This window comes from Asticcacaulis benevestitus DSM 16100 = ATCC BAA-896, from assembly GCF_000376105.1.
GTDB lineage: Bacteria > Pseudomonadota > Alphaproteobacteria > Caulobacterales > Caulobacteraceae > Asticcacaulis > Asticcacaulis benevestitus.
In genome coordinates this window covers 51,946-71,952 of record NZ_AQWM01000009.1, presented here as the reverse complement: position 1 = coordinate 71,952, position 20,007 = coordinate 51,946, and the positions used below count along the sequence as shown (strand labels likewise).

Annotated in this window: 23 protein-coding genes; 19 read left to right on the top strand and 4 right to left on the bottom strand. The window is 61.4% G+C overall.

Going from position 1 to position 20,007, the window contains the following annotated elements:
- Positions 1-2: 2 nt before the first annotated feature.
- The 3 genes from B060_RS0111680 to B060_RS0111670 form a co-directional block, all read right to left on the bottom strand.
- On the bottom strand, positions 3-1,166 hold the full coding sequence (locus tag B060_RS0111680; protein ID WP_155847840.1) for a hypothetical protein: 1,164 nt from the start codon (positions 1,164-1,166) through the stop codon (positions 3-5).
- Positions 1,167-1,300: 134 nt separating this feature from the next.
- On the bottom strand, positions 1,301-1,492 hold the full coding sequence (locus tag B060_RS0111675; RefSeq protein WP_018081969.1) for a hypothetical protein: 192 nt from the start codon (positions 1,490-1,492) through the stop codon (positions 1,301-1,303).
- An 83-nt stretch (positions 1,493-1,575) separates the two neighbouring features.
- Entirely contained in the window at positions 1,576-3,423 is a 1,848-nt protein-coding gene (locus B060_RS0111670) for an ABC-F family ATP-binding cassette domain-containing protein (RefSeq protein WP_018081968.1), read from the bottom strand.
- A gap of 378 nt (positions 3,424-3,801) precedes the next feature.
- On the opposite strand from B060_RS0111670, the gene B060_RS24345 reads away from it, so the two are divergent.
- Positions 3,802-4,146, top strand: a complete 345-nt coding sequence (locus B060_RS24345; protein ID WP_018081967.1) for an endonuclease domain-containing protein — start codon at positions 3,802-3,804, stop codon at positions 4,144-4,146.
- On the opposite strand, the gene B060_RS28225 is transcribed toward B060_RS24345, so the two are convergent.
- Entirely contained in the window at positions 4,147-4,866 is a 720-nt protein-coding gene (locus tag B060_RS28225; RefSeq protein WP_018081966.1) for a hypothetical protein, read from the bottom strand.
- Between the two features lie 163 nt (positions 4,867-5,029).
- Here B060_RS28225 and B060_RS0111655 point away from each other — a divergent pair, with 163 nt between their 5' ends.
- The 18 genes from B060_RS0111655 to B060_RS0111570 all read left to right on the top strand — a co-directional run bounded on the left by B060_RS0111655 (position 5,030) and on the right by B060_RS0111570 (position 19,943).
- Positions 5,030-5,536: a YcgN family cysteine cluster protein gene (locus B060_RS0111655; protein ID WP_018081965.1), complete on the top strand. Its 507-nt coding sequence runs from the start codon at positions 5,030-5,032 to the stop codon at positions 5,534-5,536.
- Positions 5,533-5,910: a hypothetical protein gene (locus B060_RS0111650; RefSeq protein WP_018081964.1), complete on the top strand. Its 378-nt coding sequence runs from the start codon at positions 5,533-5,535 to the stop codon at positions 5,908-5,910. The genes B060_RS0111655 and B060_RS0111650 overlap by 4 nt, the downstream gene beginning before the upstream one ends.
- A gap of 2 nt (positions 5,911-5,912) precedes the next feature.
- Positions 5,913-6,269 carry a hypothetical protein gene (locus tag B060_RS0111645; protein ID WP_018081963.1) on the top strand — a complete coding sequence of 119 codons (357 nt, stop codon included), beginning with the start codon at positions 5,913-5,915 and terminating at the stop codon, positions 6,267-6,269.
- 109 nt (positions 6,270-6,378) lie between these two features.
- Positions 6,379-6,702, top strand: a complete 324-nt coding sequence (locus tag B060_RS24340) for a hypothetical protein (protein WP_018081962.1) — start codon at positions 6,379-6,381, stop codon at positions 6,700-6,702.
- 169 nt (positions 6,703-6,871) lie between these two features.
- Positions 6,872-7,315, top strand: a complete 444-nt coding sequence (locus B060_RS28015) for a hypothetical protein (RefSeq protein WP_018081961.1) — start codon at positions 6,872-6,874, stop codon at positions 7,313-7,315.
- Positions 7,230-7,715 (top strand): terminase large subunit domain-containing protein, encoded by a 486-nt coding sequence (locus B060_RS28010; RefSeq protein WP_244874630.1) that lies wholly within the window; start codon positions 7,230-7,232, stop codon positions 7,713-7,715. Before B060_RS28015 ends, B060_RS28010 begins: the two co-directional genes overlap by 86 nt.
- Entirely contained in the window at positions 7,706-8,038 is a 333-nt protein-coding gene (locus tag B060_RS28005) for a hypothetical protein (RefSeq protein ID WP_023447365.1), read from the top strand. The genes B060_RS28010 and B060_RS28005 overlap by 10 nt, the downstream gene beginning before the upstream one ends.
- Complete coding sequence (locus B060_RS0111620; RefSeq protein ID WP_040401792.1) at positions 7,996-8,538, top strand: hypothetical protein; 543 nt, start codon at positions 7,996-7,998, stop codon at positions 8,536-8,538. The genes B060_RS28005 and B060_RS0111620 overlap by 43 nt, the downstream gene beginning before the upstream one ends.
- Before the next feature lie 246 nt (positions 8,539-8,784).
- The gene (locus B060_RS0111615) at positions 8,785-9,780 is read left to right on the top strand and encodes a DnaJ C-terminal domain-containing protein (protein WP_018081959.1); all 996 of its coding nucleotides are present in this window, start codon (positions 8,785-8,787) and stop codon (positions 9,778-9,780) included.
- A 92-nt stretch (positions 9,781-9,872) separates the two neighbouring features.
- Entirely contained in the window at positions 9,873-10,316 is a 444-nt protein-coding gene (locus B060_RS0111610) for a hypothetical protein (protein WP_018081958.1), read from the top strand.
- 1 nt (position 10,317) lies between these two features.
- Entirely contained in the window at positions 10,318-10,998 is a 681-nt protein-coding gene (locus B060_RS0111605; protein ID WP_018081957.1) for a response regulator transcription factor, read from the top strand.
- On the top strand, positions 10,995-12,446 hold the full coding sequence (locus tag B060_RS0111600) for a sensor histidine kinase (protein ID WP_018081956.1): 1,452 nt from the start codon (positions 10,995-10,997) through the stop codon (positions 12,444-12,446). Before B060_RS0111605 ends, B060_RS0111600 begins: the two co-directional genes overlap by 4 nt.
- Positions 12,447-12,547: 101 nt before the next feature.
- Positions 12,548-13,915, top strand: coding sequence for a hypothetical protein (locus B060_RS0111595; protein ID WP_155847808.1), 1,368 nt, complete (start codon positions 12,548-12,550; stop codon positions 13,913-13,915).
- A gap of 85 nt (positions 13,916-14,000) precedes the next feature.
- Positions 14,001-15,083: a c-type cytochrome biogenesis protein CcmI gene (gene ccmI, locus B060_RS0111590; RefSeq protein ID WP_018081954.1), complete on the top strand. Its 1,083-nt coding sequence runs from the start codon at positions 14,001-14,003 to the stop codon at positions 15,081-15,083.
- Positions 15,083-15,580, top strand: a complete 498-nt coding sequence (gene ccmE, locus B060_RS0111585) for a cytochrome c maturation protein CcmE (RefSeq protein ID WP_018081953.1) — start codon at positions 15,083-15,085, stop codon at positions 15,578-15,580. The genes ccmI and ccmE overlap by 1 nt, the downstream gene beginning before the upstream one ends.
- A gap of 190 nt (positions 15,581-15,770) precedes the next feature.
- A complete protein-coding gene (locus B060_RS0111580; RefSeq protein WP_018081952.1) occupies positions 15,771-17,777 on the top strand; it encodes a heme lyase CcmF/NrfE family subunit in 2,007 nt (668 codons plus the stop codon).
- Entirely contained in the window at positions 17,774-18,244 is a 471-nt protein-coding gene (locus B060_RS0111575) for a cytochrome c-type biogenesis protein (RefSeq protein WP_155847809.1), read from the top strand. Before B060_RS0111580 ends, B060_RS0111575 begins: the two co-directional genes overlap by 4 nt.
- Before the next feature lie 145 nt (positions 18,245-18,389).
- Entirely contained in the window at positions 18,390-19,943 is a 1,554-nt protein-coding gene (locus tag B060_RS0111570) for a Do family serine endopeptidase (protein ID WP_018081950.1), read from the top strand.
- The last annotated feature ends 64 nt before the right edge of the window (positions 19,944-20,007 follow it).

Here is a 20,007-nt window from a genome sequence, read left to right as displayed (position 1 = left end):
TATCAGTGTGAGGCGGATTTTTTATCTGTGTCGGCGGTCTTGCCAGGGGTGTTGTCAGTATCGTCGTTCGGATCGCCGCCCTCTTCGCCGGCTTCGACCGTATCGATCGTTCCACCCAGCAGGGCACCGCTCGCTTCATGCGTGGCCGGGATCGGATCGGGCCTCAGGCCATACTGGCGGTGCAGGCTGTAATAGCGGGGTTCGTCGGCGGCGCTGGTATATTGTTCACCGGGGATGAAAACGTGGTCGGTTTCGCGCACGGCCATCGAAACGCTGGGTTCCGGCGCGGTGGCGACAGCGGGTTTTACGGGAGTCTTTTCCGAAGCCTTTTCGTTGGGCTTCTTGGCGCCCGGTTTCTTCTCGTCAGGTTTGGCGATGGTCGCTACCGTCTGGCTGGGCTGGGCCTGGGCGGCACGCGCCGATTCAATGCGCGCGGCATACTTGCTGGTGGTCGGAACCTGATAGCCGGCCTCTGGCTGTTTAGGCGCGACCGGCGGCGTGGGCACGGACGCGACGGCAGGTGACGTGGCGGGTTTTAGCGCGGTGGCAGGTTTAGGCGCCGGAATAGGCCTTGAGGCGGCCATCTGCTCAGCATGTGACGTGGCGGGCTTTGGCTGAGGGGGCGCGACCACCGGAGCCGGTGCGATATAGGGGGCTTCATCGGCCATGCCGGGATCGTCGGCGAGGCCCGGGTCTTCGCGCTCGACCGGTGGCATGGGCACGACTTCGACCGGACGCGGCGCGCTCAAAGGGACCGGTGTGGAGATCGAGGCGGCCTGGGCGGTACGGACTGGCGCCTGCGGCACGGCCACGAAGGTGTGTTGCGCGGCTTGCGGTTGGGGCGCCTGTGTTTGTTGAGGCTGTGTTTGCTGAGACTGGGGTTGCTCATTCCGGGGCACGGGCTCAGGCGCCTTGGCGGGCCAGCTCAGGGCGCGGGCGTAAGGGTCACCGACCTGACCATAGGGCGAGGGCGGCACCGGATAGGGTCCATTGCTGGTGTTGACCACATTGACGGAAGCGATCTGAGCCGAGGCGGGCGCGCCCTTGCTCTGCCAGTTGAGATAGGTACCGGACGCATGGGCGAGGCCGGCGCACGGGAGCGCGATCATCGTCACGGCGATGGCGCTCATCAGCGAAGAAGCGGCGTGGCGGGCAGGCTTGGTCATGGCGTGCGAATGAATTCCGGTCGGCATGTAAAGGTTGCAACCTCTCAAACCTAAGCCATTCAGTTTAATTAAGGCCTAATAAGCCGTGAAATTCGCCATTATCGCGTAATTTGGCTAGGGATCGTGCGGGGTTTTCATACCGCGCTTTCAAGATCTTTCCGGACGGCAGGGCCAGAACCACCTGATCGCTGACGGCTGCCACGCCAGAAGATTGAACCGCAGGCCACCACCAGCAGGTCAAAATTGCGCTTCGCGCCATTTAACCAGTTACGGTAAAGGGCCTTCGCGCCTGCGTGGGTGATGATCAGGTTTCTGCGCATCAGCATGGGGCGTCCTCTTTGAAGCGCCTTTATGGTTTGCAAAAAACACTGATCCTCTAAACCCTAAGTTCGGGCTTATAGCACAAGAGTTATGACGCCTGCCCCAGGGCGGCGCGCTTTTCTTCCAGTTCCAGCCATTCCATCTCGCCGTTTTCCAGCGAGGTGCGGGTATGGGTCAGTTGCCGGGTGGTTTGTTCGAAGGCCTTGGGCGCCTTGGTATAGAGGTTGGGATCGCTCAGGATCTCTTCCATCTTGGCGATTTCGGCCTGCCATTCGGGCATCAGACGCTCCAGATCTTCGAGGCGCTTCTGGTCCTTATAGGACAGCTTCTGAGCCGGCTTCTTGGCCAGGGTCGTTACTTCGACCGGCTTTTCAAACAGCACAGAGGGCGCTTCGCCTTTGATCTTGATCGATTCCATACGCGAAATCGCCGAGAAGAAATCGGGGTTCTGGCCGATGAAATCCTGCCAGCCACCGGGGGTTTCGGCCGCACCGCCCTTGCCGTTGAGCGCTAAGGTAGAGGTGGCCAGACGGTCGATGAAGTCACGATCGTGGGAGACGAGGATCAGGGTGCCGTCGTAATCGGCCAGCATGTCTTCGAGCAGGTCGAGCGTGTCCATGTCGAGATCGTTGGTCGGCTCATCGAGCACCAGCATGTTGGTGGCCTTGGCGAGCGCGCGGGCCAACTGGAGACGATTGCGCTCCCCGCCGGAGAGCGATTTCACCGGCTGGCGCAACTGGTTGTCGCGGAACAGGAAGTCCTTGGCATAGGCGGCGACGTGCTTCGGCGTGCCCTGCACCATGATCGAATCCGAACCGGAATTGGCCAGCACGTCCCACAGGGTCTCATCGCCTTTCAGGGCGTCGCGGCCCTGATCGAGATAGGCGACCTCCAGATTGGTGCCGAGCTTGATCTCGCCGGAATCGGCCGCCTGCTGACCGAGCAGGAGCTTGACGAGGGTGGACTTGCCGGCGCCGTTAGGGCCAACGATAGCCAGGCGGTCGCCGCGCATGATGCGGGTCGAGAAATTGTTGAGCAGGGTGCGTTCGCCGAAGGCCTTCGAGACATTTTTCAGCTCGGCGACGAGGCGACCGGAGGTGCCGCCGGAATCGATGCTCATCTCCATGGTCTTGGAGCGCTGCATCAGGCGGGCGGAGGCATCGGCGCGCATGGCGTTGAGGCGGGCGGCGCGGCCTTCGTTGCGCGTGCGGCGGGCGGTGATCGAGGAATAAAAGGTCTTGGTTTCGCGCTCTATCGCCTTTTGCAGACGCGACAGCGATTCTTCGGCGTCCTTCATCACCTGCTCGGACCACGGCTCAAAGCCGGAATAGCCCTGATCGAGCTTCATCACCTTGCGGTCATAGAGCCAGAAACAGCGCTGGGTGGTGCGCTCCAGGAAGGTACGATCGTGGGAGACGATCAGGGCGGCGCCGCGGAAACTGCGCAGGCGGTCTTCGAGCGTCTCGATGGCGAAGATATCAAGGTGGTTGGTCGGTTCGTCGAGGAACAGAAGGTCGGGCTCTTCGGCGAAGGCCTTGGCAAGCGCCGCGCGGCGCTTTTCCCCGCCCGACATCGAGGTGGTCGGGGCGTTGGGGTCGATCTCGAAGGCGTAGAGTTCGGCCTCGGCGGTATAGTGCTCGGCGCCGCCGGAACAGGCCCAGTCGAGGATGGTGGCGCCGAGGGGCTCAGGCTCCTGCAGCACGAAGGCGTAGCGCACACCGGAACTGACGACGCGCTCGCCGCTGTCGGCCTCGATCAGGCCCGACATCAGGCGCATCAGGGTTGACTTGCCGGCGCCGTTCTTGCCGACGAGACAGGCGCGCACGCCACGCTCCAGCGCGAGGTCGACGCCGTCGAACAGAGGGTTCATGCCGTCCATCAGGCGGACGTCTTTGAGCGCGAGCAGCGGCGCTTTTGTTGCGGGTGTTTTGGCCATGACGGGGATGTAGTGCGTCAGGGCTTATTTTACAAAGGAAATTTGCTATTGCCACGAATCGTCATGTTTCAGACGTAGGATCATCAGCATTCCGGAGAGGGCGAAGCCGAGAAGGGTGAGAGATGTGCCATCTGCTCCAAAGGACTGAGATGACGGTTGTCATGTGTCTGAAAGCAAGCCAGACACCCCACCACCACATCTCACCGCTTCGCTTTTCGTGCGGTCCCCCTCCCCGACAAGCGGGGAGGTACAAAAAAAAGATCAGTGAGCAAGTCATCCGGCCATCCTTGATCCTCCCCGCTTGTCGGGGAGGGGAACCGAGAGCGGAGCGAACGGTGGTGGTGTTTCTTGCTTTAAATCATTGCGCTACACTGACTCATGCCTCATGAACGCAAGATCGCGCGGGCGCGCCAGTTGCGCAAAACCATGACGGAGCCGGAACGGCTGCTCTGGGCGCGGCTCAAATCACGCTCGCATGGGATAGTCTTCAAGCGTCAGCAGGCGATCGGACCCTATGTGCTCGATTTCTTTTGCTATCAAGCGCAACTAGCTGTCGAAGTCGATGGCGGTTTGCACGATCATGAACGCGATGCGGCCAGAGACGCCTATGTCGCCGGTCTTGGCATCGAAACCTATCGCGTTACGGCAGCGGAGGTTTATCGCAACGCCGATGCGGTGGCCGATGGTATCTGGCTCAAAAGCCAAGAGAAGCTGCGGGTGTAATTACGGCTTCTCCGCCGTGATTTCGCAGTCGCGGTCGCCGTTCATGCGGCTGACCCAGAGCGGTTCGATATAGCGGTCGCCGGCGCGGAAGCCCGGCGCGCAGCCTTCCGGCGTCGAGGCGGTGGCGTTGCGGCCATTCATATCAAGCGACACGGCCAGAGATTGCGACTTGCCGCCGCGACGGCTCCACATGGCGCGATTCCCGTAAGGTGCGCCGTAGCCGTAACCATAGGCGTCATCGTAGCCGTAAGGGTCGTAGCCGTAGCCATCATAACCGTAACCATAGACGCGGTTATTACCATAGTCGGTTTGGCCGACGGCGATGCCGAGCAGGCCGTTTTCGCCGACCGGAATCACCGAGGAGACATAGGCGCTGCGGTAGCCGCCGGTGCCGACGCTGACGCTCACCTGACCGTGGATCTGGCGCGGATTGGCGCGCGTATCGACCGCGGCGGGCGGATCATAGCGGGTGTCGTTCGGATCGATGCGCTTAATCGGCTGGGTATTGGCCAGGGAAGCGATGACCTGATCCTGCGTGGCGGCGGGCTTGGGCGCCTGTTCGGCACGCAGCTTAGCCTCGGCCACGGCCTTGTCCTGCTGTTCTTGCGTCGGCAATTTGGCGCGCGCGGCCACCACAACCTCATCGGCCTGGACAGCGCCTGTCAGGCCTGCGCCAAGGCACACAACCGACAAGGCAAGAGCGATACGGGACGTAACCATGAACAGAACCTCCGACAGCGCACACTGAACGCCATCTGTAGCCGAATTATGGCCTTATTGTAGCCCATAGGCAAGGCGGCGCCGGCGCATCGGATCTATCAACCCATCACAAGTGCGCTAATCGTGCGTGCAAAATCATCCGCATGGCCCTATATAGCCGCGCATGAACGATACGGATGCGCAAAAACCCTTCTGGGAAACCAAAACCCTGGCCGAGATGAACCCGCAGGAATGGGAAGCCCTGTGCGATGGCTGCGGCCTGTGCTGCCTCGTGCGTTTCGAGGACGAGGACACGCTCGATGTCATCCCGACACGGGTGCACTGCAAGCTCTTCGATACCGATACTTGCGCGTGCTCGAACTATGCGCAGCGCAAGAAGCACGTGCCCGACTGCATCAAGCTGACGCCAAAAAACATCGAGGCTCTGCAATGGATGCCGCTGTCGTGCGGGTATCGTCGTCTCAACGAAGGCAAGCCGCTGCCGCGCTGGCACCATCTGATCACTGGCGACCGCGAGACGGTGCACCGCGCAGGGGTTTCCATCCGTGGACAGACGATCTCGGAATTGGCGCTGGGCGAGCCCGAAGAAGCGCTCGATTTCGCTGCCTGGGACCTGAATGAGGACCGCTCGGACTGGCCTGACGATATCGACGCGCCGTTACGCGATTGAGCGCCGCACCGACCGAGGTTGAGGCCGGCCTGATCGCCGCGTGCCTGGCGCCCTATTGGGACGTGTCGTGGGGGCTGCTGGCGCCGCTGGTGCATTCACGCGACTATAACCCCGCCGGCGGCTACATGCATTTCCTGCTCGATGACGACGAGCGGCTGCAAAACCTGCTCGATGTGCTGACCGCGCACAAGGACGATTATCCCTTCGGCGTCACCTTCTCGCTGGCGCATTATCAGCTCGGCGGCGGGGCTATTCTGTGGTTCCCCAACGCGCAGGAGGACTTCTTCTCGCTGGAGGTCTATGGTTACGAAGACCACGACTGGCCGGCGGTGATGACCGGGGGGTTCAGCGATTTTGAGATACATGAGGACTGACGATGACGCACCCTGTTGAAATGCCGGAAGAATTCACCCAGTTGATGAGCGATATCAACGATCCGGCCGTGGCGAAGGTGGCGGCCAATCTTGGCATCGATGTCGCCGACTATTTTCTTGATTACGGCCTGACCGATCCGAAAGCGCAGAAGCGCCTGAGCGCCTATCTCGATTATATCCTGACGCACAAGGACAATCAGGACAAGGCCGGGCCGCTGTGGCGCGAGTTGGACAAGGTGGCTGAGTTTGGTGGCGTCAGCCGCGAACTGAAGTTCTTCGCCAAGATGCGCGATGCGATCCGCAAACGCCTGAACGCCAAGGAACCAACCGGCAAGGGTGGCAAGACGCGCCGTCGTTAAGGTTTCTTTTACCATAAATTAACGCCATCGCACGGTTTCCGGCTTTTGCGCTTATCGCTAATGGTGCAAGCATCACGTGGGGTTTTGGGGCTGCTGGAAAGGCATCGCCATGAAGCGTTTGATTGCAAGACGTCCACTCATCTTCGCCCTATCGATCGGCGCCGCGCTTGGGCTCAATGCCTGCGTGGCCTATGATGGTGGCTACGGCCGGCATTACCAGGCCTACGACGTCTATTACGACAACCATTACGGGCCGTTGCGGGACGGTTACTGGAACGACGACGGCTGGTTCTATTATCGCGATACGCTGTCGCGCGAGTGGCGGCGCGATGATGGCCGCCATTTCCGCCGAGATGCGGCCGACGGTTATCATGCGTCGCGGATGCACGACCGGCGCGATGAGCGCGGCAGCCATCGAAGGATACGTGAGTGAGGGGCGAAATTTAGAAAGCAAGAACCCCCACCACCAACGCGCAAGGGCGCGTCGGTCCCCCTCCCCACCAGAGGTGGGGAGGTACAAGAAAACAGGCCGTCTCGTGAAATCGAGGCGGCTTTTTTGTGCAAATAATCCTCGCACATTCGGGGTGGTTTAGATTGGGGGCATGGAACGACTCCCCGACGATCAGCCCATTGATTTAACCGCATGGCGGCAGGAGATGCGCTTGCGCGCCGTGGCGCAGGTCGACCGGCTGATGACGGTATTCGAAGGCCTCACGAAGCTAGACATGCCGCTTGAGGTCGAGCGTGCCGCCACGGCGCTGAAAGCCATCGATGCGGTAGCCGAACAGATTTTCGGGGTCGATTTAAAGGCCGATGATCCGTCATCCGCCGACACAGATTCAGAGGAAGACGAGATGAATGACGACTTGGCCGGAGACACCCTGGTGGGACGAGATTGGCGCGCAGACCTTGAACGCAAACTCCATCGCCTTGCGGAAGCCCGAAGAGATCACAGCCTGGGTGGCGAGCTTGCCGGACGGCCCGGAGCCGCCGGACCATGTAAAGCCGTGGACGTTCTGGGCGAACGATCATCCGCCCCCCCCTAAGGGGGACTGGCATAGCTGGCTCTTTCTCGGCGGGCGCGGCGCGGGCAAGACGCGGGCCGGGGCCGAATTGCTGGCCGCACAGGTCCGGCGCGGCGTGCGCTGCGCCCTGATCGGCCCCAGCCTGCACGATGTGCGCGAGGTGATGATCGAGGGGCCTTCGGGGCTCGAGAGCCTTGCGCAAAAAGGCAATCGCCCGACCTATGAGGTGTCGCGCCGGCGTTTGCGCTGGCCCGATGGCGGGGTGGCCTACGCCTATTCGGCGGAAGATCCGGAATCGCTGCGCGGACCGCAATTTCACTATGCCTGGGCGGATGAATTCTGCGCCTGGCGGCATCCTGCGCAGACCCTGGCCATGTTGCGGATGGGGTTGCGGTTGGGCGAAAAACCCGGTTGTGCCTGACGACGACTCCCAAGCTGATCACGGCGCTCCGTACACTGATGAAAGAGCCGGGCGTGGCGGTAACGCGCGCGCCGACCTCACTGAACGCGGGGAATTGGGCGAAAGAGTTCCTGCAGGGCCTCCACGGTCTCTATGGCGGAACGCGGCTGGCGGCGCAGGAACTGGAAGGGCTGGTGGTCGATGACGATCAGCGCGCCCTGTGGCGTGCCGATGATCTGGGGCGCTGTTATGGCGCGCGACGCCTGCGGGATCTTGGTCGCAGGACGGTTGGGCGCAGCGCGTGGCGGAACAGGTGGGCGAATATGGCGCGCACCGCGTCATAGCCGAGGCCAATCAGGGCGGGGAGGTGGTGCGTTCGCTGCTAGCCATGTCGGGCTCCGATGTGCCGATCGATCTGGCGCATGCGCGGGCCGGCACCGGGCATTGGCCCAATGGTCGGGTGGGTGCGGGTGATGCGCGCCATCTGATCAGCGCGATCGCCGGTCAGGCAGGTCTGTCATTGGCGCAGATCGATCTGTCCGAAGTGAGCGGCAGCATCGGCGGCTATGTGATCGAACAGCCGATGCGCACGCCGCGTTATGGCGGTGATAGCTGGGAGGCCGAACCGCCCCTCTGTGAAGACTATGAGCGCTATCGCGTGCAGGTGTTTGATGGCGCGGATATGGTACGCGAGGTCGAGGTGGATGGGCCCTCGTGGGTGTACGGCGGAACGGAACAGGCGGTGGATTTTCCGGGCGGATTTGGCAGCGGTGCGCGGGTTGAGATCGCTCAGAAGTCACAGGTCTGGGGTTATGGCCCGGTTTTGAGTGTAGGGTTGGGATAGGGAAGAGTGGCCCCCTCCGTCTCGACGCGCTGCGCTTGCTCGACACCTCCCCCCGCTTTGCAGGGGAGGAGGGCGTGTGATCTCCAAAATGCATTCATTGAATTTTGGCAAGCGCGACCGCGCGCCGCGCACGTTTGCGCGTAACCTCTTATGAAAAATGCAAGAGGCAAGCGTCGCCAAGGCGATGCTTGCCTCTTGAAACGATAGGGTTTAGGACACACCTCTATTGCGGAGGTATGTTTTACAGTGGCAAATGATCCCTATTCTGAATTGGGCGTGAAAAAAGGCGCCAGTGATGCCGAGATTCAGAAGGCCTTTCGTAAACTGGCCAAGGAACTGCATCCGGATACCAACCGTGACAACAAGGTCGCCGAGGAGCGCTTCAAGCGCGTGACGGCCGCCTATGATTTCCTGAAAGACGCCGACAAGCGCAAGAAGTTCGACCTTGGCGAGATGGATGCCGATGGCCGTGAAATCCATCGGGGTTTCAGCGGTGGCGGCGCGCGTGCCGGCGGTTCGCCGTTTGGCGCGGGTGCAGGCCGCAGCACGCAGTTCGAAGGCATGGACATGGACGATATCATGAGCATGTTCGGTGGCGGTCTTGGGGGTGGCGCCGGTGCACGCGGTGGTGGTCCCTTCGGCTTCGGCGGTGCGGAGCGTCAGGCGCCCCCCGCCAAAGGCCATGACATCAAGATCAAGCTCGATATCGACCTGCTCGACACCATCGTCGGCAATACGCGCCGCGTGCTGTTGTCGGATGGCCGCACGGTCGACGTCAATATCCCCAAGGGCAGCCGAGATGGCCAGACCCTGCGCCTGAAGGGGCAGGGCGGGGCCTCGCCGTCCGGACGCGGCGCGCACGGCGATGCGCTGGTTGAACTTAGGCTGAAAGCCCATCCGGTTTTCCGCATGGACGGCAACGACCTGCATATGGACCTGTTTGTCTCCCTGCCTGATGCGATTATGGGCGGCAAGGTGCAGGCGCCGACGCCCGATGGCCCGGTCAGCGTCAATCTCGCCAAGGGTTCCAATTCGGGCGCGATCCTGCGCCTGAAAGGACGCGGCGCCTTTGATGCCAAGGATGGCAGCCGTGGTGATCTGTTCGCGCACGTCGTGCTGGCCATGCCCGACAAGGGGCTGGACGGGATGCCTGAGGACTTGCGCACGGAGTTCGTCAGCCTGCTGGAGCGCTGGCGCGACCAGGCCGACTATACGCCAACGGTTTCCGCTAGGCGTAAATAGGCGTGCGATCTGACGTTGAGTCAGGTTCAAAAATTTCCTTTTTGAAATACCTGTTCAGATAAGGTTCAGGTCTGTACATCTATAAACGACCCATGAAACAGATTTGGCCCCTTCTTTGTGTTGCTCTGATCGCCGCGCCCGTGGCGGTTGAAGCCGCGCCTGTGGTGCAGACCTCGTTGTTTGGGGACGCGCCTGCCCAGGTGATCCGCGCCGGTTTTGTGCCCAATATAGACCAGAGGCGCCCCGACGATAACAGCGGCAGCAATCGGCGCCGCAACGACGACAACCATCGGGATGACGATGGGCCGCAACGGCCGCAACGCGATCGAAACCCGAACCGCGACGAAGGTCCCCGTCAGGAAAACCGCGACAACCGGATCAATACCGCCATGGCGATCGCCCGCAGCAGTGGCGCACGCGTGCTTGACGCCGGGCCGCAGGGCGGGTCTATCTTCTGGGTGCGGGTGGTTACTGACCACGGACGGGTCGATCTTCTGGTCGATACCGATTCCGGCCGCATTATTGGAGAACGCTAAGTTGCGCATACTGTTAGCCGAAGACGATCCCGACCTGTCGCGTCAACTGAAGGCCTCTCTTTCCGATGCCGGCTATGTGGTCGATCATGCGCCCGATGGCGAGGAAGCGCATTTCCTCGGCGATACCGAGCCCTATGACTGCGTGATCCTCGATCTCGGCCTGCCCAAGATCGATGGCGTGTCGGTTCTGGAAAAGTGGCGGCGCGACGGCAAGACGACGCCAGTGCTGATCCTGACGGCACGCGGCGCCTGGAGCGACAAGGTGTCGGGCTTCGATGCTGGCGCCGACGATTACCTGACGAAACCTTTCCATACCGAGGAACTTCTGGCCCGTCTTCGCGCGCTCGTGCGTCGCGCCGCCGGCCACGCCCAGCCGATGCTGGTGTGTGGCGGCGTGCGGCTTGATCCGCGTGCGGCACGCGCCTCGGTCAATGGCGAACCTCTGCGCCTGACCTCGCTGGAATACCGCCTGCTGCATTACCTGATGATGCACCAGAGCCGCGTGATTTCGCGCACCGAGCTGGTCGAGCACCTTTACGATCAGGATTTCGACCGCGATTCCAATACGATCGAGGTCTTTATGGGTCGTCTGCGCAAGAAGATCGGCACCGACCGGATCGAGACTGTGCGCGGGCTTGGCTATAGGCTCAAGCCGCTGCATGACGAGATCAGCGATCTGTGAGTGAGGATGGCACCGCTCCTCTGGTCGTGGCCGTCCGCAAACTGTGGCGTCGGCTGACGCGTAAGGATTCGCTGGTCACCCGCCTGATCGGGCTGGCATCGCTGTGGTTCTTCTTCGCGCTGGTGGTCACCGGCATCGCGCTCACCGCCTATTTCCATCAGGTGACGATGCACCGCTTTGAGGTCGGGGTCGGGCAGTTCGCTGACAATCTCTTTTCGGTCACCAATATTGATGACACTCTGGGGCCTTCCGGCATTGATACGGCGCGCTTTGTCGATGCGCGTTCAGGTATCATTCATTCCGGGCTGTATTGGCAGGTCGGCGAGGTCGATGCCAAGGGCGCTCTTGTCGGCCCCGTAACCTCGCGCTCGCTATGGAACGAGCAGTTACCCCTGCCGCCCACGGTGCTGAAAAAAGCGCGCGGTTCTAACAGCACCAGTGTTTTTTATGATGGCCTCGGGCCGGTGGGTGAGCCTTTGCGCGTCGCCGTCATCTATTCGATGGTCGGCAAGAAGGCCTATGTCTTCATGGCCGGCGAGGACTCCAGCCCGGTCAATAAGGACGTGCGTACCTTCGCCCTGCTGACCGCGGCGGCGCTGATCCTCCTGGCGCTCGGCTCGTTGGCTGCCATCTTCCTGCAGGTGCGGGTCGGTTTGCGACCGCTGTTCGACCTGACCGACGAAATCGCCAGTGTGCAGGGCGGCCGGCAGCAACGTTTGTTGAAAAGTTACCCGGCCGAAATCACGCCGGTGGCGACGCAGCTCAATGCCTTTCTCGACTATTCGCAGGAGGTGGTGGAGCGCCAGCGCATGCACGTCGGTAACCTGGCCCATGCGCTCAAGACGCCGCTGTCGGTGCTGATGGCCACGGCGGGCGAAGCCGAGGGGACGCTGCCCGAAACCATGCGCAAGCAGGCCGAAACCATGCGGGCGCAGGTCGATCACCATCTGCGCCGCGCCCGCGCCGCCGCCCGCTCTCAGTCCATGGGCGAACGCACCCCGGTCGAACCGGTGCTCGATGAACTGGCGGTCATGCTGGAGCAGGTGTTTCACGACAAGGGCGTCATCATCGACTGGCGCGCCCCCGATGATCTGGCTTTCCGGGGTGAGAAGCAGGATTTGCAGGAAATCGCCGGCAATCTGCTCGAAAACGCCTGTATCTGGTGCAAGCGCAAGGTACGCATCACGGCGGTATTTCATGATGCCGACCAGACCATGACGCTGGGTATCGAGGATGATGGTCCGGGGCTTGATGAGGCGCGTTTTCACGAGGTGCTGAAACGTGGCGCGCGCCTCGATGAAAGCATGCCGGGATCGGGGCTTGGCCTCAGCATCGTCGATGAACTGGTGCGCGCCTATGGCGGCCAGTTGCAGTTCGAACGCGCCGCTTTGGGCGGGCTGATGGTTCTGGCCAGACTGCCGGCCAACCGGGAAGCTTCTGTTTTATAAGCATCGCCCGTTCGTCAGGACAAAATTAACCAAAGCCTTCCTATGATGCAGTTCCTGAAGGTATTGTGGCGTAAGGATTTTTCACAACCCATGAGCGTCCCGTGAGCGCCATTGCTGCAAATCGCCTGACTATGCTCAGGGGGCTGGTCAAGACCTTGCCCGCCTCGGCCCTGCGCTCGCTTGAAATGGCGCTGGGTTTGAGCAATGACGCCAAGATGACTGAGGTGCGCAACCTGATCTCGACCGAGATTGAGTTCCGCCATGTCCGCGAGGCTGTTTTCGAGCCGTTCATGCCGTTGTTTCGCGGCCGCGACGATGGCCTTGATCATATCGAGTTCGAGCCGTGGATCGTTAACAACCTGTGGAACGAACTGGAAAAGCGTGAGCCGGACCTGCAGGCGCAGGCGGGTTTCGTGCTGCGCAGCCTGCGTAGTGACGACCCGACACCGGTGGTCTTTTTTCGTCTGGTCAACGCCGCCGCCGAGATCTGCCGCGACACGCCGGATGTCATCCTGCCGCGTGGCGGCGGGGATGAGGCGCACGCCGAGATCGCTGAATTCGCCAACTATCTCGACCTCCATCGCCTAGCCAGGCAGGTGCTCGCCAAGCTTTACGATTTCATGGGACGTATCGACGCCGAAAAGGCCGCCGCCCTGCGTTTGCTGTTCAAGGATGCCTGCGAGTTCGATGCCGAGAGCGGTTACCGCTTTCTGGAAATCATTTTCGCCAATCTCGAAGACGGCGCCCATATCATCAAGTTCATGGCCACCGTGTCCGACCGGCCCAAGGATCGTTTCCTCGCCGCCTCCGAACTGGCCGATTTTGGCACCCGTATCCTCGATCAGATCGAGGACCAACTGGCCGAACTCAAAGTCTTCATGGGCGGCAAGAATCAGGACTGCGACGATCTCGAAACGGCCGGCGACCGCGTGACCCAGTGTCTGGGGCAACTCCAGTTTTTTGGGCAGTATATCGAACTGGCGCGTGACGGACCCTGGGGCAAGCGCGTGCATCAGGCCAACCGTACCATCGCCGATCTGGTCGAGCAGCAACTCAAGAACGCTGAAAAAAAACTGGAAAAGGTTTTGGTGCGGCGGCGCGAGCGTGTCTATGGCCGGGTGAAGACCGAGGTGCCCGATATCGCCGCCTATCCTGCCGAAGAGGCACTGAACAATGTGCGCCAGACGCACAACTTTATCCGCAAGGTGCGCAATATCGCCATGGCCGGCGGTTTTGCCAGCCTGCACACCAAGACGGTGCTGGCCCTGGAAACCATGCTGGACGCCTATTTCACCGAGTTGCTCACCCTGGCCAATGACAAGGAGCCCTATGATCAGGAACAGCTTCTGGCCATGTTCGAGATGGTGACCGGCCTGATGGAATCGCTGTGCGGCGAGGAAAAAGCCAGCGTGGCGCGACGCCGTGTCGCATCCTCCGATCTTTTCAACCCCTCTCGCAGCGTAGCCTGACTTTGCGGGTGCCGCGACCCTGCTGGCGCGGACGTGTAAAATAAAGCCCTCTTGGCATTGCTGTAAATTGCTCTATTGAGGCGTGATGCTCATACTTGTCCTGACCTGTGTGCTGATAAGCGCCGCGCTGATCGCCCTGGCGGCGCTGTGGCAGCGCTTCAGCGTGCCGGCGCCGGAACTGGCGCATGAAAAGGCGCTCTATAGGGGTTTTGTTGCCGATGTCGAACGGCGCGTCGCCGCCGGTGAGATCGATGCCGAACAGGGGCAGGAAGAACAGGCGCAGGCCGCCCGCGCCTTGCTGAAGGTCAGCGATACGGCGGAAGAGACGGCAAGCTTCAAGCCGCTCTATGGCTATGTCGCGCTGGGGCTCGTGGCGGTCTTGAGCGCCTGGCTCTATCTTTTTACCGGCCATCCCGATCTGGCCGATCAGCCCTACCGTCAACGCCTGCAGGCTTGGACGACGATCGCCAAGTCCGATCCGGACAGCCTGTCGCCGCAAAAGATGGCGGCGGTGCTGCGTCAGGGCCAGGTCGAGCACGCCCGGGAGGTCGATTACTGGCTGTTCCTCGGTCGCATCGACATGATGGCCGGCAACAATTACGATGGCGCGCAAGACTATCAAAAGGCGCGCGCCCTGTCGCCGGAGACCTTCACGGCGTGGTCGGAACTGGGCGAGGCCCTGACCTTTGTCGGTAACGGCACCAGCGGTCGGGAAGCGAGACAGGCGTTGCAAAACGCGCTGAAACTCAATCCGAACGATCCGCGCGCCCATTTTTATCTTGGTCAGCGGGCGCTTGAGGACGGCCAATACGAAGACGCGCGCGGTCATTTCAACGCAGCACTGAATGCCATGTCACCGGATGATGTCAGCCGCCCGCAGGTGGCGCAGGCCCTGGCGGCGGTGGCGCCGGCGGAAGCGGCGGCCAAGGCGATGAGCGAACGGATCTCCGGCATGGTGGCGTCGCTGGAGGCGCAACTGGCGGCCGATCCGGAGAATGCCGACGGCTGGGCGCGTTTGCTGCGTTCCTATGATGTGCTGGGTCATAAGCCCGCACGCGCCAAGGCGGAGACGGCCATGCGGGCGCACTATGCCCGCCGGCCTGAGATCATCGCCGATATCCTGACCAAGGCGCAGACCCGCGTCGGTTCGGAAGGGGAGGCGAAATAATGGGCTTCTGGCCTAAGTCTGTTAAGGCGCGTCGTCGTTTGACGATCTTTCTCATTGCCGCGCCGGTGTTTATCGCCGCCGTGGTCTTGAGCCTCTATGCGCTGAAAGGTACGGCGATCTATTTCTACACACCCGCGCAGTGGATCGAGGCGGAGGTGCCGGTTGGCAAGACGGTACGGCTTGGCGGATTGGTCAAGCCGGGCAGCGTGGTCAAAACGCCGGATGGTGCGACGCATTTCACCGTTCAGGACAAGCTGAAAGAGGTGACCGTGGTCTATCGGGGCGATCTGCCGGATCTGTTCCGTGAGGGGCAGGGGGTAGTCTGCGAGGGCGAGGTCACCGGCGTGACGGCCTTGAAAGCGACGCAGGTGCTGGCCAAGCACGACGAGAAATATATTCCGAAGAACGTCCAGAAAGAGCTGGAAAAGCAGGGTGAATGGCGGCCGGAGTCAGGCATGGACAAGCCGCCTGCGCCGGTGCAGAGGCCGTTCCAATGACAGCAAGATACCCCACCACCACATCTCACTCGCGTTGCTCGCTCATATGGTCCCCCTCCCCAACACGTTGGGGAGGTATAAGACGTTACATTTTTTCTTATACCTCCCCAGTTTTACTGGGGAGGGGGACCGCGCGCCGCCTTCAGGCGCGCGGTGGTGGGGTATCTTGCTTCCTGGAAAGCCGATACACATGACCCATTTCAATGAAATCGGCAGCTATTGTCTGGTGCTGGCCTTCAGCCTGTCGCTGGGTCAGGCCTTGGTCGTGGCGGCGGGACAGACCAAACCCTTACGCGGACTTGCGCGCTATGCCGAGGGGCTGTCGCTGGCGGCGGCGCTCGCCATCGTCATCAGCTTCGGCGTACTGATCTACGCCTTTATCCGCTCCGATTTCTCGGTGGTGAACGTCTTTGAACATTCGCATACCGATAAGCCCCTGCTGTACAAGATCTCTGGCGCCTGGGGGTCGCACGAGGGCTCGATGCTGTTGTGGTGCACCATTCTGCTCGTCTTCGGTGCCATGATCACCTTGAGAGGCGGCGGTTTGCCGGCCGGCCTCAAGCACAAGGCGCTGGGCGTACAAGGGCTTCTTGGCGCGGCCTTCGTCGGCTTCACCCTGTTCAGTTCCAATCCTTTGTGGCGGCTGGCCGATGCGCCGCTGCAAGGCCAATCGCTCAATCCGGCCCTGCAGGACCCGGCGCTCGCCTTCCATCCGCCGATGCTTTATCTCGGCTATGTCGGCCTGTCGGTCGTCTTCTCCTTCGCCGTTGCCGCCCTGATCGAGGGCCGGCTCGATCGTGCCTGGGCCCGCTGGATCAGGCCGTGGGTGCTGCTGGCCTGGAGCTTCCTGACCATCGGTATCACGCTGGGCGCCTTCTGGGCCTATTACGAACTCGGTTGGGGCGGCTGGTGGGCCTGGGACCCGGTAGAGAACGCCTCCTTCATGCCGTGGCTGGCCGCCACCGCCTTGCTGCACTCGGCCATCGTCATGGAAAAGCGCGACGCTCTCAAGGCGTGGACGGTATTTTTGGCCATCCTCGCCTTCACCTTCTCGATGATGGGGGCGTTTCTGGTGCGCTCCGGCCTGCTCACCTCAGTCCACGCCTTCGCGGTCGATCCGCAGCGCGGCATCCTTTTGGCCACCATCCTTCTGATGACGTCAGGGGCCGGTTTCACCCTGTTCGCGGTGCGCGCGCCGACGCTTTCGCCGGGCGGTCTGTTCGCTCCGGTCAGCCGCGAAGCGACCCTTGTGCTGAACAATCTGCTGCTGTCGGCGGCGCTGTGCTCGGTCTTCCTTGGCACGCTCTACCCGATCCTGATGCAGGCCCTGTTTAACAAGACCATGTCGGTGGGGGCGCCCTATTATCTGGCGGTCTTCGGGCCGATCATGATTGCGGCCCTGGCCATCGTGCCGATCTCCGGCCTGATGGCGTGGAAACGCGCCGACCTGAAAGGCGTGCTGCAAAGGCTGATGGCGTCGTTTGCCGTGGCGGCGCTGGCGGCGGCGATCGGCGCCATACTCTATCGCGGGCCTACCCTGTTATCTCAGGCGGAATATATGGTCGGCCTCCTGACCGGTTTCTGGCTGATCCTGGGGTCGCTGCGCACCCTGATGCAACATCTCGACTTCCGCCTGAACCGCGTGGGCAAGGCGCTGCGCCGGCTGCCGGCCGTGCCGCTCGCCACCTGGGGCATGCTGTTCGCCCATATCGGGCTGGGCGTTTTCGTGCTGGGGGCGGTGGTGGAAAGCCACCAGAAGCTCAGCGTCATGCAGAGCGTGGCCATCGGCGATACGCTGAAGCTTGGCCAGTATAACCTGACCTTCAAATCACTGTATAAACAGGCCGGTCCCAACTATGATGCGCAGGGCGGTGCGTTTGAAATCACCGACGCTAAAGGCAAGCTGGTGTGCGAACCGCGTCCGCAGCGCCGTTTCTATCCGGCTTCCAATCAGGTGCAGAGCAAGGTGGCGCTGTGTTTCACGCCGCTCGACGATCTCTATATCGTGATGGCCGAACCGCAGATGGCAGCGGATGGCCCAAATGCGGGCAAGGCCTCCTGGCAGGTTAGGTTCTTCTATAATCCGTGGGTGCGGCTGATCTTCTTGGGGCCGCTGCTGATGGCGCTGGGGGGTGTCTTTAGCCTGTGCGACCGGCGTTTGCGCCTGGGCATCGTGAAAAAGGCGGTGAAGGCATGAAGCGGGAACAAGCTCCGACCTTATACTCCTCCGCTTGCCGGGGAGTGTTATGGCTTCTTCTTTTGTTCATCCCCCTCCATGCCTTTGCGGCGACGGAAAAGGACGAAGCCCGTGCGCGGCTATTGTTCACCGAGGTGCGCTGCGTTCAGTGCCAGAGCGAGAGCATCGCCGACTCCGACGCCCAGATCGCCGGCGACATGCGCCGCGAGATTCGTGCCGATATCGCCGCCGGTCGCACAGACGCTGAAATCCGCAAGGAACTCTTTGATCACTACGGCGATTATGTTCTTTTTCGGCCGCGATTGACTCTAAGCAACCTCATTCTGTGGACCCTGCCGCTGCTGATCGTCGGGGTTGGTGGCGTTTTTATGTTCACCAGACGTAAAAATTTAGTTGAATCAACGCAATATGCCCTGAGCGACGACGAAGAAAATAAGCTTCGCATAATCATGAAGAAACGCGATTGATGTCACGATTTTGCCTTAGGGCTTTGATTAGCTAAGCGCTACAACAGGTATTGATGTGTCTTTAAGCCTTATTGGTTGTAATCGGACGTAAAAGCTCTGATATCAGGAGACACAAGGTTTATGCGGATGGATAAAAGGTAAGATTATGGGGAATTGGAATTTCAAGGTTCTGCTCAAGAACCGCTCGGCCGTGGCTGGTGCTGTCGCCGGTCTGGTGCTCGGCGCCGGCGTGGCCGGTGCGGCCATCACCGGCTTCGGCACGCATGGCGCCAGCTATGACGGAGCCTCGCTGATCAAGGCCGCCGACCTGACGCCGGTCAAGCCGCCCGCAGGCGCGCCGATGTCGTTTGCCGACCTGATCCAGCGCGTATCGCCGGCCGTCGTCTCGATCGAGACCAAGGGCAAGATGAAGATCGACACCGGTCTGCCGAACCTGCCCGGCTTCACCTTCCCCGGCCAGGATGGCACGGCGCCGAAGGAACAGGAGGTGCGCGGCGCGGGCTCCGGCTTCTTCATCACCGCCGATGGCTATGTCGTCACCAACAACCACGTCATCGACGGCGCTGACGAAATCATCGTCAAGCTGACCAATGACAAGGAACTGAAGGCCAAGGTCATCGGTCGCGATGTCGCCACCGATCTGGCGGTGCTTAAGGTAGAGGGCAACGATTTCCCCTTCGTGCGCTTCGAACTCGATCGCAAGCCGCGCGTGGGTGACTGGGTCATCGCGGTCGGCAATCCGTTCAACTTCTCCAATACCGCCACCGCCGGCATCGTTTCGGCCTATGGCCGTGACCTGAAGGAATCCGGCACCGATTACGTCGATTACCTCCAAATCGACGCCGCCATCAACAGAGGCAACTCCGGCGGCCCGACCTTCGATCTCTACGGTCGCGTTATCGGCGTCAACACCGCCATCGTCACGCCTTCGGGCGCCAATGCCGGCGTTGGTTTCGCCATCCCGGCCGATGTGGCTGACAAGATCACGACCCAGCTCATGAAGGGCGTTTCGATCTCGCGCGGCTATATCGGCGTGTCGATCCTGCCGGTGACCAAGGATACCGCTGAAGCGCTAGGCATCACCGACCTGACCGGCGCCTATATCGCCGAAACCACCCGTGGTGGTCCGGCCGATAAGGCTGGCGTCCAGCTTGGCGACATCGTGAAATCGGTCAACGGCGCTTTGGTCAAGAGCCCGACCGAACTGACCCGCCGCATCGCCGATATCAAGGCGGGCGAAAAGGTCACGCTCGGCGTGCTGCGCAATGGCAAGATCGTCAATGTGACGGTCACGGCGGCGCTGCGGCCTTCGGAAGACGACCTGGCCAAGGGCATCAACGGCGGCAGCACGACCGATGACGAGTCGTCGAGCGCAACGCCCGGTGCCGGTGCGCCGGTCATCGGCCTGTCGGTCAAGGCGATCACGCCGGACGTTCGCAAGGCCTTCGGTCTGGAAGACACGGTCAATGGTCTGGTGATCACCGACCTCGACACCAATTCCGATGGTGCGCAAAAGGGCCTCAAACCCGGTGACGTCATCATGCGCGCCGACAACCGTCCGGTTACCAGCCAGGCCGATTTCGCCGGCATCGTGGCGGAACTTAAGAAGGCCGGTCGTCCGAGCATCCTGCTTCTGGTCAGCCGTGACGGCCGCAATATTCCGCTGCCGCTGACGCTCAAGGACGAGGTCAAGAAGTAGGCGCTCGGTTTATTGCCAATATTTTAGAGGAAAAGGGTCGTAACGCATGTTATGACCCTTTTTC

Excerpts from the sequence above, each read along its gene's own strand:
- B060_RS0111655 (WP_018081965.1), top strand. The coding sequence starts at position 5,030 with ATGAACGATACGGATGCGCAAAAACCCTTCTGGGAAACCAAAACCCTG.
- B060_RS0111675 (WP_018081969.1), bottom strand. The coding sequence starts at position 1,492 with ATGCTGATGCGCAGAAACCTGATCATCACCCACGCAGGCGCGAAGGCC.
- B060_RS0111575 (WP_155847809.1), top strand. The coding sequence starts at position 17,774 with ATGAAGCGGGAACAAGCTCCGACCTTATACTCCTCCGCTTGCCGGGGA.
- B060_RS0111580 (WP_018081952.1), top strand. The coding sequence starts at position 15,771 with ATGACCCATTTCAATGAAATCGGCAGCTATTGTCTGGTGCTGGCCTTC.
- ccmI (WP_018081954.1), top strand. The coding sequence starts at position 14,001 with ATGCTCATACTTGTCCTGACCTGTGTGCTGATAAGCGCCGCGCTGATC.
- B060_RS24345 (WP_018081967.1), top strand. The coding sequence starts at position 3,802 with ATGCCTCATGAACGCAAGATCGCGCGGGCGCGCCAGTTGCGCAAAACC.
- B060_RS0111570 (WP_018081950.1), top strand. The coding sequence starts at position 18,390 with ATGGGGAATTGGAATTTCAAGGTTCTGCTCAAGAACCGCTCGGCCGTG.
- B060_RS0111645 (WP_018081963.1), top strand. The coding sequence starts at position 5,913 with ATGACGCACCCTGTTGAAATGCCGGAAGAATTCACCCAGTTGATGAGC.
- B060_RS28225 (WP_018081966.1), bottom strand. The coding sequence starts at position 4,866 with ATGGTTACGTCCCGTATCGCTCTTGCCTTGTCGGTTGTGTGCCTTGGC.
- B060_RS0111670 (WP_018081968.1), bottom strand. The coding sequence starts at position 3,423 with ATGGCCAAAACACCCGCAACAAAAGCGCCGCTGCTCGCGCTCAAAGAC.
- B060_RS0111680 (WP_155847840.1), bottom strand. The coding sequence starts at position 1,166 with ATGACCAAGCCTGCCCGCCACGCCGCTTCTTCGCTGATGAGCGCCATC.
- ccmE (WP_018081953.1), top strand. The coding sequence starts at position 15,083 with ATGGGCTTCTGGCCTAAGTCTGTTAAGGCGCGTCGTCGTTTGACGATC.
- B060_RS28015 (WP_018081961.1), top strand. The coding sequence starts at position 6,872 with ATGGAACGACTCCCCGACGATCAGCCCATTGATTTAACCGCATGGCGG.
- B060_RS24340 (WP_018081962.1), top strand. The coding sequence starts at position 6,379 with ATGAAGCGTTTGATTGCAAGACGTCCACTCATCTTCGCCCTATCGATC.
- B060_RS0111610 (WP_018081958.1), top strand. The coding sequence starts at position 9,873 with ATGAAACAGATTTGGCCCCTTCTTTGTGTTGCTCTGATCGCCGCGCCC.